This is a genomic window from Rhodobacter capsulatus, assembly GCF_005144475.1.
Taxonomy (GTDB): Bacteria; Pseudomonadota; Alphaproteobacteria; order Rhodobacterales; family Rhodobacteraceae; genus Rhodobacter; species Rhodobacter capsulatus_C.
The window spans coordinates 51818-64360 of the sequence record NZ_SWJZ01000082.1 but is presented as its reverse complement, the minus strand read 5'-3'; the positions used below and the strand labels follow the sequence as shown (position 1 = coordinate 64360).

The following is a 12543-nucleotide window of genomic DNA, read 5'->3' as shown; positions in this document are numbered from 1 at the left end:
GAGAGAGGATACGCAGAAACGAAAGGATGCCGTCGTCACCTTCGGCATCCTCTCGCTCACGCTTGCGTGAAGATCACGCCTCTTTCGGCAGCACCCGCAGCCGCAATTCGCGCAGCTGTTCGTTCATCGGTTCCGAAGGCGCGCCCATCATCAGGTCTTCGGCGCGCTGGTTCATCGGGAACATGATGACCTCGCGGATGTTCGCGGTGTCGGCCAGCAGCATCACGATGCGGTCGATGCCCGCCGCGCAGCCACCGTGCGGCGGTGCGCCGTAGCGGAAGGCCTTGACCATGCCGCCGAAGCGTTTTTCGACCTCTTCCTTCGGGTAGCCCGCCAGCTCGAAGGCCTTGAACATGATATCGGGGCGGTGGTTGCGGATCCCGCCCGAGACCAGCTCATAGCCGTTGCAGGCGAGGTCATATTGATAGGCATAGACCTTGAGCGGATCGCCCATCAGCGCCTCGAGACCGCCTTGCGGCATCGAGAACGGGTTGTGGGAGAAGTCGATCTTGCCCTCGTCGGTCTTCTCGTACATCGGGAAATCGACGATCCAGGCGAAGCGGAAGGTGTCGGTCTCGGTCAGGCCCAGCTCGCGGCCGATCTCGTTGCGGGCCTTGCCCGCGACGGATTCGAACTGCTCGGCCTTGCCGCCGAGGAAGAAGACGGCATCGCCCTCGTTCAGCGACAGCTGCGTGCGAATGGCTTCGGTGCGCTCGGCGCCCAGCGCCTTGGCGATCGGACCGGCGGCTTCCATCGACCCGTCCTCGGCCTTGCGCCAGAAGATATAGCCCATGCCCGGCAGCCCGTTCGCCTGGGCAAACGCATTCATCCGGTCACAGAACTTGCGCGAGCCGCCCGTGGGCGCGGGGATCGCCCGAACCTCCGTGCCGTCGTTTTCCAGAAGTTTCGCAAAAATCGCAAAGCCGGAATCCCTGAAGTGTTCCGACACATCGGCCATCTTGATCGGGTTGCGCAGGTCGGGCTTGTCCGAGCCATACCACATCAGAGAATCCCGATAGGCGATCAGCGGCCAGTTCGGATCGACCTTTTTGCCTTTTCCGAATTCCTCGAAAAGACCCTGAATGACCGGCTGCACCGCGGCGAAGACGTCTTCCTGCTTGACGAAGCTCATCTCGATGTCGAGCTGATAGAAGTCGGTCGGGCTGCGGTCGGCGCGCGGATCTTCGTCACGGAAGCAGGGCGCGATCTGGAAGTAGCGATCAAACCCCGCCACCATGATCAGCTGCTTGAACTGCTGCGGCGCCTGCGGCAGGGCATAGAACTTGCCCGGATGCAGCCGCGACGGCACCAGAAAGTCGCGCGCCCCTTCGGGCGAGGAGGCGGTGATGATCGGCGTCTGGAATTCGGTGAAGCCGCGGTCCCACATCCGGTTGCGCAGCGAGCGCACCACGTTCGAGCGCAGCATCATGTTCTGATGCAGGCTGTCGCGGCGCAGATCGAGGAAGCGATAGGTCAGCCGGGTTTCTTCCGGATATTCCGGCTCGCCGAAGACCTGCACCGGCAGATCGCCCTCGACCGGGCCCAGAACTTCGATCTCTTTCGCGTAAACTTCGATCTCGCCGGTCGGGATCTTGGTGTTCACCAGCGAGGCATCGCGCAGCTTCACCTTGCCGTCGATGCGGATCACCCATTCGGCGCGGACCTTTTCCAGCGCCGCAAAGGCCGGGCTGTCGCCGTCGCACAGGATCTGCGTGATGCCGTAATGGTCGCGCAGGTCGAGGAAGAGCACGCCGCCGTGATCTCGCACCCGATGCACCCAGCCGGACAGACGAACTTCCTCACCCGCATTCGCGGCGCTGAGGGCGGCGCAGGTATGGCTGCGATAGGCGTGCATCACTCTCCCCTTTCCCGGGCTTGTCGTATCGACGCCCGATCAACCGCGAAGGCCGGGCAAAGTCAAGCCACCCCGCCCGCGGCCGCGGTCAAATCCGCCCGCCGCGCATGGAATGATGCTTGCACCGCGCCGCGACCTGACTATAACCCCCATCAATTTGCGCACCGGACCCCCACGGCCCGGTGCGTCTTGCCGCGCCATGCCATGAAGGGGCCCCCCATGCCGAAGAGAACCGACATCCAGTCCATCCTCATCATCGGCGCGGGCCCCATCATCATCGGGCAGGCCTGCGAATTCGACTATTCCGGCGCCCAGGCCTGCAAGGCTTTGCGCGAGGAAGGCTACCGGGTCATTCTGGTGAACTCGAACCCGGCGACGATCATGACCGACCCGGAAATGGCCGATGCGACCTATATCGAGCCGATCACGCCCGAAGTCGTGGCGAAGATCATCGAAAAGGAACGCCCCGACGCGCTGTTGCCGACGATGGGCGGGCAGACGGGCCTCAACACCTCGCTTGCCCTGGCCGACATGGGCGTTTTGGAAAAATTCGGCGTCGAGCTGATCGGCGCCAACCGTCAGGCCATCGAAATGGCCGAAGACCGCAAGCTTTTCCGCGAGGCGATGGACCGGATCGGGCTGGAAAACCCGAAAGCCACGATCATCGCCGCGCCGAAGCTGGACAACGGCAAATACGACATTTCTGCGGGCGTGCGGCAGGCGCTGATCGATCTGGAACACATCGGCCTTCCGGCGATCATCCGCCCGGCCTTCACTCTTGGCGGCACCGGCGGCGGCGTCGCCTACAACCGCGATGATTACGAGGCCATCGTGCGCTCGGGTCTCGATGCCTCGCCCGTCGCGCAGGTGCTGATCGATGAATCGCTTCTGGGCTGGAAAGAATACGAGATGGAGGTGGTGCGCGACAAAGCCGACAACGCCATCATCGTCTGTTCCATCGAAAACATCGACCCGATGGGCGTGCACACCGGCGATTCCATCACCGTCGCCCCGGCGCTGACGCTGACCGACAAGGAATATCAGATCATGCGCAACGGCAGTATCGCCGTGCTGCGCGAGATCGGCGTCGAGACCGGTGGCTCGAACGTGCAATGGGCGATCAACCCGGCCGACGGCCGCATGGTGGTGATCGAGATGAACCCGCGGGTGTCGCGTTCGTCCGCGCTGGCGTCGAAAGCCACCGGCTTCCCGATCGCGAAGATCGCGGCGAAACTGGCCGTGGGCTACACGCTCGATGAACTCGACAACGACATCACCAAGGTCACGCCCGCGTCGTTCGAACCCACCATCGACTATGTCGTGACGAAGATCCCGCGCTTTGCGTTCGAGAAATTCCCCGGCTCCAAGGCCGAGCTGACCACCGCGATGAAATCGGTGGGCGAGGCGATGGCGATTGGCCGGACCTTCCACGAATCGGTGCAAAAGGCGCTGGCGTCCATGGAAACCGGCCTGACCGGCTTTGACGAGATCGCCATCGAGGGCGCGCCCGACAAGGCCGCGGTGATCAAGGCGATTTCCCGCCAGACCCCGGACCGGATGCGGCTGATCGCACAGGCGATGCGCCACGGTCTGACCGACGCCGAAATCGTCACCGCCACGGCCTTCGATCCGTGGTTCCTGGCCCGCATCCGCGAGATCGTCGAGGCCGAGGCCGCGATCCGCAAGCATGGCCTGCCGCTCGACGAAAAGGGCCTGCGCAAGCTGAAGATGATGGGCTTCACCGATGCGCGTCTGGCGAAGCTGACCGGCCGCGACGAGGGCCAGGTCCGCCGCGCGCGGCGCAATCTGGGCGTCACCGCCGTCTTCAAGCGCATCGACACCTGCGCCGCCGAATTCGAGGCGCAGACCCCCTATATGTATTCGACCTACGAAGTCCCGGCGATGGGCGATGTCGAATGCGAGGCCCGGCCCTCGGACCGCAAGAAAGTGGTGATCCTCGGCGGCGGCCCGAACCGGATCGGTCAGGGGATCGAATTCGATTACTGCTGCTGCCATGCCTGCTTCGCGCTGACGAAGGCGGGCTATGAAACGATCATGATCAACTGCAACCCGGAAACGGTGTCGACCGACTATGACACCTCGGACCGGCTCTATTTCGAACCGCTGACGCTGGAACATGTGCTGGAAATCCTGCGCGTCGAACAGGACAACGGCACGCTGCACGGGGTGATCGTGCAATTCGGCGGCCAGACGCCTTTGAAACTGGCGAATGCGCTCGAAGCCGAAGGGATCCCGATCCTTGGCACTACGCCCGACGCCATCGACCTGGCCGAGGACCGCGAGCGGTTCCAGCATCTGCTCAACGATCTGGAGCTGAAGCAGCCGGTCAACGGCATCGCCGCGACCGAGGCGCAAGCCTTTGAAATCGCGGGCCGTGTCGGCTATCCGCTGGTCATTCGCCCGTCTTATGTTCTGGGCGGCCGCGCGATGGAAATCGTGCGCGACACCGAGCATCTGAAGCGCTACATCACCACCGCCGTGCATGTCTCGGGCGACAGCCCGGTGCTGCTCGACAGCTATCTTTCGGGCGCGATCGAGGTGGATGTGGATGCGCTTTCGGACGGCAAGACCGTCCATGTCGCCGGGATCATGCAGCATATCGAGGAAGCGGGCGTCCATTCGGGCGACAGCGCCTGTTCGCTGCCGCCCTATTCGCTCTCGCGCGAGACCGTGGCAGAGCTGAAGGCGCAGACCGAGAAGATGGCTCTGGCACTGGGCGTCGTCGGCCTGATGAACGTGCAATTCGCGATCAAGGACGGGGTGATCTATGTGCTGGAGGTCAACCCGCGCGCCAGCCGCACCGTGCCCTTCGTGGCGAAGGCCACCGATTCGGCCATTGCCTCGATCGCGGCGCGGCTGATGGCGGGCGAGCCGATGGCGAACTTCCCGCAGCGCGCCGCCTATCCCGAAGGTGTGGGCCCGGAGACCCCCCTGCCCTTCGCCGATCCGATGACCTTGGCCGATCCGAACACGCCGTGGTTCTCGGTCAAGGAAGCCGTGCTGCCCTTCGCCCGCTTCCCGGGCGTCGACACGCTGCTCGGGCCGGAAATGCGCTCGACCGGCGAGGTCATGGGCTGGGACCGCAACTTCCCGCGCGCCTTCCTCAAGGCGCAGATGGGCGCGGGCACGCATCTGCCGGAAAGCGGCCGGGTGTTCCTGTCGATCAAGGATGCCGACAAGTCGGACGATCTGGCCGAGGCCGCGCGCGATCTGATCGCCATGGGCTTCACGCTCGTTGCCACCCGCGGCACCGGCGCCTGGCTGAAGGAAAAGGGCGTCGAGGCCGAGGCGGTGAACAAGGTCTACGAGGGCCGTCCGAACATCGTCGATCGCCTCAAGAACGGCGATATCGCGCTGGTCTTCAACACCACCGACGGCAACCAGTCGGTGTCGGACAGCCGCGAAATCCGCGCCGTCGCGCTTTATGACAAGATCCCCTATTTCACCACCGCCGCCGCCTCCATCGCCGCCGTCGCCGCGATGAAGAGCCGCGCCGAGGGCGAAATCTCGGTCCGGCCGCTGCAGGCGTGATCTCACAGCACGGAGCCCCAGCGGCTCCGTGCTCCATATCTTGCGGGCCACTACATCATACTGCGGTGCGTCACGTTGTCGCCACAAGGAGCGGCAATCCAAGGTTGTGCACCCCCTTTGTCCTGCCTAGGATCGTCCAAACAACAATTTTGGAGGCAGGAATGAAACGCATTTTCCTTTGCATCTTGGCATGTGGCGCGCTCGGCGCCCCGGCCGCTCAGGCCGCAGAAGTCACAGGCGCCAGCCTTGGCATCGATTACAGCGCCTTCACCGACGACAACGCAGGCACCGTCAGCAAGACCGCCCTTTCGGGCAGTCTTGAGCTCGGCTTCGACCGCAACTTCGGCCTGCAGGGCGATCTGTCGCTTGGCCGCTTCGGCCTCTCGGATGCCGACACCGCCAGCGTTGCGCTGCACGGCCTTTATCATGCCAGCGAGAACGCCTCGCTTGGGGCCTTCTTCGGCCGTGACGAGATCGAGGGCAAGGGCTACAATTTCTACGGCGCCGAAGTCGGCTTCGAACAAGGCCAGTTCAACGGAGACGCCTATGTCGCCGGTGGAGAGTTTGCCAACATCGACGGGACGTTGATGGGGATCGGCGTCGGCTATGACGCGACCGAGGCTTTCACCCTTGGCGCGTCCTACGACACTCTCGACGTCGAAGGCTACGACCTGTCACGGGCGCAACTGGAAGCCGAATACCGGATCGACAGCTTTGCGCTCACCGCCCAGCTTGGCAGCGCCGAAATCGAGAATGCCGGGTCGGAAACCTACTTCGGCCTTGGGGCCCAGTTCAATTTCGGCGCCAAGCGCGGCGCCACCTTCGACCAGCGCGGCGTTCTGGCGATATGGCCGGGGCTCTGAGCCACGACCAGAAAGCCCCCGCGCGCGAGAGGACAGGCCGGAACGAAACCTCGTTCCGGCCGTTTTGGTTCAAAGGAACGGCACCAGCGGCACGCTGTCGCCGCAAGCCGCCAGAGCCAGCAGAAGTCCAAGCATCCAAACCTGTTTCATCGCACCCTCCTTGGCTGCGCTCAGCCTACGCCCGCGACAAGCCGCGATGCAATCTCCCTTTTCTTTGCCCGGGCGCCCCACTAACCTGCTGCCATGCAGACCGATTTTCTCATTCTTGGCGGTGGCATCGCGGGGCTGTCCGCGGCCGCCCGTCTGGCCCCGCTCGGCAGCCTGACCCTGCTCGAGGCCGAGGCCGATCTGGCCTATCACGCCTCCGCCCGCTCGGCCGCGCTTTATGAACCGCGCTACGGCAATCCGGTGGTGGTGGCGCTCTCGCTCGCCTCGCAGGACTTTTACGAAGGGTCCGGGCTGCTCACCCCGCGCGGGCTGATGGTGGTGGATGACGCGGGGCACGAGGCCCGGTTCCGCGACCATCTTGAGCATTTTCAACTGGAAGAGCTGACGATCCCCGCGGCGCAGGCGCTCTGGCCGATCCTGAACCCCGAAACGGTGGCCTTTGCCGGTTACGCCGACCGGGCGAAGGACATCGACACCGACGCGCTTTTGGCCCGCTACACCCGCGAGGCCCGGGCGGCTGGCGCGACGATCCGCACCCGGTCCCGCGCCACCCGGATCACCCGCCTGCCCACCGGCTGGGAGGTCGAGGCCGGGGGCCTCGTCTTCACCGCGAAGATCCTGATCAATGCCGCGGGCGCCTGGGTCGATCAGGTGGCCGCGCTGGCCGGGGTGAAGACCCTCGGCTTCACGCCGCTGCGCCGCTCGATGGCGCGGATCCCCGCCCCCGAGGGGATGGAGGTGCGCCGCTGGCCGATGGTGATCGGCGGGGGCGAGGACTGGTACATGAAACCCGATGCCGGGGCGCTGATCGTCTCGCCCGCCGACGAGGACCCGGCCGAACCGCAGGACGCCTGGGCCGATGACATGGTGCTGGCCGAGGGGCTGGCGCGCTATGAGGAGGCGGTGACCGCCCCGGTGACGCGGCTGCTGGCGAATTGGGCCGGGCTGCGCACCTTTGCGCCGGACCGCGCCCCGGTGATCGGCTTTGACACCGCGGCCCCCGGCTTTTTCTGGCTGGCCGGTCAGGGCGGCTATGGCTTCCAGCTGGCGCCTGCGGCGGCCGAGCTGGTCGCCGATCTGATCGCGGGCCGTGCCCCCGCGCTTGACCGCGTGCTTCTGTCTGCGCTCGCCCCGTCGCGTTTCGATTGACATTCCAACCTGTGAATATATCTAGGTCTCAAATAAGGAGGCCCAGATGAGCTACAAGACGAAGATCGAGACGATGCGCGGCGAGCTGCGGGTGATGCGCAAGGTCATCCCCGAGGCGATGCGCGGCTTTGGCGAAATGGAAAAGGCCATCACCGAGAACGGGGTGATGGACAAGCGGCAGAAGGAATGGATCGCGCTGGCCATGGGCATCGCGCAGCGCTGCGAGCCCTGCATCGGCTTTCACATCGGCGCGATGATGCGCGCGGGCGGCACCCGCGAAGAGCTGGCCGACATCTGCGCGGTGGCGATCCAGATGGGCGGCGGCCCGGCGATGATGTATGCGGCGCATGCCCTTGCCTGCTGGGACGAACTCGCCGCCGAGCAACCGGGCACCACCACCGCCTGAGCGTCGCAAATTTCCGCCAGCCCGGCCACGCCCCCGTGACAGCGGGGGCGTTTTGCGTCACCCTTGGGCCAAATCAGACCAGCACGGGCAGAGGCAGGCATGCGGATTTCCACGATCCTTTTCACCACGGCGCTTTGCGCGCTGGTTCTTGGCTGCGGCGGCCGACCGGATTCCGGTCCGGTGAAGGGGCGGCTCGAGACCCCCGGCAGGCTTGACGCCGCCGATCACCGCGCTCCGGGCCTGCCCTCGAGCTTTGGCGACACCGATCCGCATGAATGGCAGGGCATCACGCCCGCGCATTATGCGGTGCACGGGCTTGACGCCTCGCGGTATCAGGGCGCGATCGACTGGGCGGCGGCGCGGCGGGCGGGGGTGTCCTTTGCCTGGCTCAAGGCGACCGAGGGCGGCGACCGCGTCGATCCGGGCTTCGATCTGAACGCCAGCGCGGCGCGGGCGGCGGGCGTGCCGGTCGGCGGCTATCACTTCTTCTATTTCTGCCGCCCGGCCTCGGAACAGGCGGCCTGGTTCATCCGCAACATTCCGAAAGTCGCAGGCGATCTGCCGCCGGTGCTCGACATCGAATGGAACCCCGATTCGCCCAGCTGCAAGGCGCGCCCCGATGCCGCCACGGTGCGCTCGGAAATGCGGACCTTCCTGAGCCTGCTCGAACGCCATTACGGCACCCAACCCGTCGTCTACACCACGCCCGATTTCTACAAGGACAACGATCTGGGCAGCCTGTCGGGGGTGGATTTCTGGCTGCGCGCGGTGACGGCGCATCCCTCCGAGCGCTACCCGGGCGAGCGCTGGACCTTCTGGCAATATACCGGCACCGGCGTCGTGCCCGGCGTCGGCGGCATCGTCGACATCAACGCTTTCGCGGGCGCGCGCGGGACGTGGGAAAGCTGGCTCGCCGCCCGCGCCCAGCGCTGAAGCGAAAAAAGGGGGGGGCGCTGCCCCCCGTCCCTGCGGGACTCCCCCCGGGATATTTGCGCCAAGGTGAACCGCAGGGTTTCCTCTTGGCCAAATACGCCCTTGCGACGGCAGACCCGACGCGAAAGGGCCGGGGTTTCCCCCGGCCCGCCTGTTTCAGCCATCCTTGCGGATGCGGGCGTTCGTCGGGTCATGCGGGCTGTCTTCGGTCACCACCGCATCCCATTCCTTCAGCTGGATCTTCACCTTCAGCTTCGTGCCGACCTCGGCCAGATCGGGGCGGACATAGCCCATGCCGATCTGCTTGCCGAAGGCCACCGACCAGCCGCCCGAGGTCAGACGTCCGATCTTTTCGCCGTTGTGGATCAGCGCTTCCTTGCCCCAGGGATCGGTGTCCGCCGGCCCGTCAATGAGCAGCGTCACGCATTTCGCCCGGATGCCGGTCGAAAGCATGGCCTGCTTGCCGCGGAAGTCCTTGGACAGGTCGATGAAACGGTCGAGCCCGGCCTCCATCGGCGTCGCATCGCGGCCCAGTTCGTTGCCGAAGGCGCGGTAGGATTTTTCCTGCCGCAGCCAGTTCTGCGCCCGGGCGCCGACCGGTTTGAGCCCGTGTTTTTCCCCAACCGAACAGATCAGATCCCAGAGGTAGCGGCCGAATTCGATCGGATAGTGCAACTCCCAGCCGAGTTCGCCGGTATAGGCGACGCGGATCGCGCGGACCGGGCACATGCCCAGTTCGATGTTGCGGCAGCTCAGCCAAGGGAAGCGCTTGTTGCCCAGCACAGTTTCCGGATTCGCATCCTTGACGATTTCGGCGAGGATCGCGCGGGCATTCGGACCGGCCAGCGCATAGACGCCCCATTGCGTCGTGACATCGTGGATATCGATGTAACCACCGCCCGAAGCCATGAAATCATCGGCCGATTTCTGCAGGAAATCATAGTCATAAGCCGTCCAGGCCCCGGCCGAGATCAGGTAATACTCATTCTCGGCCAGCCGGACGATGGTGTATTCCGTCCGCGTCGTGCCCGCATCGGTCAGCGCATAGGTCAGGTTGATCCGGCCCACGGCGGGCAGCTTGTTGCAGGTGAAATGGTCCAGGAAGGCCGTCGCCCCGGGGCCCCGCAGCAGATGCTTGGTGAAGGCCGAGGCGTCGATGATGCCTGCGGTTTCGCGGATCGCGGTGGCCTCGGCCACGGCATGGGGCCACCAGGCGCCGCGCCGGAAGCTGCGGGAATTGTGATCGAAATCCGGGGCCGCATCGAGCGGGCCATAGTAGTTCGGCCGTTCCCAGCCGTTCACCTGCCCCATCTGCGCGCCCAAGGCCAGTTGCCGGTCATAGGCGGGCGCGGTGCGCAGCGGGCGGCAGGCTTCGCGTTCTTCATCGGGGTGGTGCAGGATGAAGACGTGATCGTAGCATTCCTCGTTCTTGCGCGCGGCATATTCGCTGGTCATCCAGCTGCCGTAGCGTTTCGGGTCCAGCGAAGCCATGTCGATCTCGGCCTCGCCATTCACCATCAGCTGCGCCAGATAATAGCCGGTGCCGCCCGCCGCGGTGATGCCGAAGCTGAAGCCTTCCGCCAGCCACATGTTGCGCAGACCGGGCGCGGGGCCGACCAGCGGGTTGCCATCGGGCGTGTAGCAGATCGGGCCGTTGAAATCGTCTTTCAGACCAACGGTTTCCGAGGACGGCAGCCGGTGGATCATCGACATGTATTCCGCCTCGATCCGTTCCAGATCGAGCGGGAAGAGATCGGCGCGGAAGGTTTCCGGCACGTCATACAGGAACCGGGCCGGGGCGCCCTTCTCATAGGGCCCCAAAATCCAGCCGCCACGTTCCTCGCGGACATACCATTTCGCATCGGCATCGCGCAGAACCGGGTGTTCCGGGTTCGACTTGCGCCATTCCTGCAGCATCGGATCGGGCTCGGTGACGATGAACTGATGCTCGACCGGAATCGCCGGGATCTTGATGCCCAGAAGCCGCGCCGTGCGCTGCGCGTGGTTGCCCGTCGCCGTCACCACATGTTCGGCGTGAACGTCGATCAGCTCGCCGGAACCGACAAGGTTGCCGCCCTTCTCGACCATCTTTTCCAGCGTCACGATCCATTCGGAGCCGGTCCATTTGTAGCCGTTCACCTGCAGCTTGCGGACAATGTCCACACCGCGCTGCCGGGCGCCCTTGGCCATCGCCTGGGTCACATCGGCGGGGTTGATGTAGCCGTCCTGCGGGTGGAACAGCGCCCCCTTCAGGTCATCGGTCCGCACCAGCGGCCAGCGTTCGGCAATCTGCGCGGGCGTCAGGAATTCGTGATAGACGCCCGCAGTTTCCGCCACGCTCGAATAGAGCATGTATTCGTCCATCCGGTCCTGCGTCTGCGCCATGCGCAGGTTGCCGCAAACCGAAAAGCCCGCGTTCAGGCCCGTCTCGGCCTCCAGCTGCTTGTAAAGATCGACCGAGTATTTGTGGATATGCGTCGTCGCATAGCTCATGTTGAAGAGCGGCAGCAGACCGGCCGCGTGCCAGGTCGAGCCCGAGGTCAGCTCGTCGCGCTCGACAAGCATCGTCTCCCAGCCCGCCTTGGCCAGGTGATAGGCAATCGAACAGCCAACGGCACCGCCGCCGACGACAAGGGCTTTGACATGGGTCTTCATCGGACACTCCTGAAGCGTTTCCCCCGTTGTCGCAGGTTGGCGAAGCTTCGGGCAAGCGTCGCCGACATTTGATGGCAAAAAACGACATGCCCCCCTCACGCCGCCGCAAGTTTACCATTTGGTGAGCTTTTCCATGATCTGCGACGCCTTCGGGTGTAAGGTTGCACGGTAATCGTCGTCCGAGGCTGCCATGTCGCTCGTTGCTTCCGTCTCTGCCGTCTCTTCCGTTCCCTCCGTCTCGCGCGGGGCGGGCAGCGCGGCTGCCGCGCAACCGGCGGCAAGCACCGGCGGCCCCGCCACGGCGGCCGGGGCGGTCTCGGGCAACAGCGCGCCGTCGCGCAGCCTGATGGGGCAGGTCGTCGAAGCAACGCTGCTCGGCCCGGTGACGCTGGCCAAAAGCCGCGACAGCACCCCGCTGGGCGGCCTGCGCGACATCTCGCAAGAGGCGGGCAAGATGCCCGAAAACCCGGCCTCCGACAGGCTGAGACGGGAAATCGCCAGCACCGAGGCCCAGCCCGCCGGGGCCGTCTATTCGGTCAAGAAGATCGCGGTGGAAGCCGCCAGCGAAATGAAGGACCGCGAGCCGACCCCGGTCGAGGTGCTCAAGGACCAGCAGGCGGGCGGCAAACCCGGCGGCAATGTCGAAGAGCTGAACGCGCTGATCGAACAGACCTCGCCGCTGGCGCAAAAGACCGATCTGGCGCAGACCCGCACCGATGTCAGCAAGCAGGACGACGCCCTGCGGCAGATGAGCGATCAGGCCCTGGCCGAGGGACGCGCCCGGCGTGGCACCAGCCTGACCGACAAACCGAATGCGCAGGAACAGATGCAAAGCCAGCAGAAAGCCGCGCAGGCGCGCGAGGGCGCCTATTCGACCCTGTCGCTGGCCGCCGTCAGCCCCGACCGCCAGAACGGGCGGGCCGTCCGGCTGACGATGTGAAGCCGCCCCGTGATCGAAAGAC

At 65.2% G+C, this 12543-nt stretch carries 8 protein-coding genes; 6 read left to right on the top strand and 2 right to left on the bottom strand.

Going from position 1 to position 12543, the window contains the following annotated elements; all coding sequences use genetic code 11:
- Window positions 1-73 precede the first annotated feature (73 nt).
- Window positions 74-1855, bottom strand: coding sequence for an aspartate--tRNA ligase (gene aspS, locus FBT96_RS16525; protein WP_136908552.1), 1782 nt, complete (start codon window positions 1853-1855; stop codon window positions 74-76).
- Between the two features lie 219 nt (window positions 1856-2074).
- Here aspS and carB point away from each other — a divergent pair, with 219 nt between their 5' ends.
- The 5 genes from carB to FBT96_RS16500 all read left to right on the top strand — a co-directional run bounded on the left by carB (window position 2075) and on the right by FBT96_RS16500 (window position 8926).
- Window positions 2075-5407: a carbamoyl-phosphate synthase large subunit gene (carB, locus tag FBT96_RS16520; RefSeq protein WP_136908551.1), complete on the top strand. Its 3333-nt coding sequence runs from the start codon at window positions 2075-2077 to the stop codon at window positions 5405-5407.
- A gap of 161 nt (window positions 5408-5568) precedes the next feature.
- Window positions 5569-6270: a porin gene (locus tag FBT96_RS16515; protein WP_136908549.1), complete on the top strand. Its 702-nt coding sequence runs from the start codon at window positions 5569-5571 to the stop codon at window positions 6268-6270.
- Between the two features lie 243 nt (window positions 6271-6513).
- Complete coding sequence (locus tag FBT96_RS16510; RefSeq protein ID WP_136908547.1) at window positions 6514-7587, top strand: NAD(P)/FAD-dependent oxidoreductase; 1074 nt, start codon at window positions 6514-6516, stop codon at window positions 7585-7587.
- Between the two features lie 46 nt (window positions 7588-7633).
- Entirely contained in the window at window positions 7634-7993 is a 360-nt protein-coding gene (locus FBT96_RS16505) for a carboxymuconolactone decarboxylase family protein (protein WP_074552981.1), read from the top strand.
- A 99-nt stretch (window positions 7994-8092) separates the two neighbouring features.
- On the top strand, window positions 8093-8926 hold the full coding sequence (locus FBT96_RS16500; protein ID WP_136908545.1) for a glycoside hydrolase family 25 protein: 834 nt from the start codon (window positions 8093-8095) through the stop codon (window positions 8924-8926).
- Window positions 8927-9082: 156 nt separating this feature from the next.
- Here the strand turns inward: FBT96_RS16500 and FBT96_RS16495 are convergent, their stop codons facing one another.
- Entirely contained in the window at window positions 9083-11581 is a 2499-nt protein-coding gene (locus tag FBT96_RS16495; RefSeq protein WP_136908543.1) for a GcvT family protein, read from the bottom strand.
- A 190-nt stretch (window positions 11582-11771) separates the two neighbouring features.
- Here FBT96_RS16495 and FBT96_RS16490 point away from each other — a divergent pair, with 190 nt between their 5' ends.
- On the top strand, window positions 11772-12521 hold the full coding sequence (locus tag FBT96_RS16490; protein ID WP_136908540.1) for a hypothetical protein: 750 nt from the start codon (window positions 11772-11774) through the stop codon (window positions 12519-12521).
- Window positions 12522-12543: the final 22 nt, after the last annotated feature.

What these genes read in the sequence shown, in the direction of transcription:
- carB (WP_136908551.1), top strand. Translation starts at nt 2,075, where the DNA reads ATGCCGAAGAGAACCGACATCCAGTCCATCCTCATCATCGGCGCGGGC.
- FBT96_RS16500 (WP_136908545.1), top strand. Translation starts at nt 8,093, where the DNA reads ATGCGGATTTCCACGATCCTTTTCACCACGGCGCTTTGCGCGCTGGTT.
- FBT96_RS16510 (WP_136908547.1), top strand. Translation starts at nt 6,514, where the DNA reads ATGCAGACCGATTTTCTCATTCTTGGCGGTGGCATCGCGGGGCTGTCC.
- aspS (WP_136908552.1), bottom strand. Translation starts at nt 1,855, where the DNA reads ATGCACGCCTATCGCAGCCATACCTGCGCCGCCCTCAGCGCCGCGAAT.
- FBT96_RS16515 (WP_136908549.1), top strand. Translation starts at nt 5,569, where the DNA reads ATGAAACGCATTTTCCTTTGCATCTTGGCATGTGGCGCGCTCGGCGCC.
- FBT96_RS16495 (WP_136908543.1), bottom strand. Translation starts at nt 11,581, where the DNA reads ATGAAGACCCATGTCAAAGCCCTTGTCGTCGGCGGCGGTGCCGTTGGC.
- FBT96_RS16490 (WP_136908540.1), top strand. Translation starts at nt 11,772, where the DNA reads ATGTCGCTCGTTGCTTCCGTCTCTGCCGTCTCTTCCGTTCCCTCCGTC.
- FBT96_RS16505 (WP_074552981.1), top strand. Translation starts at nt 7,634, where the DNA reads ATGAGCTACAAGACGAAGATCGAGACGATGCGCGGCGAGCTGCGGGTG.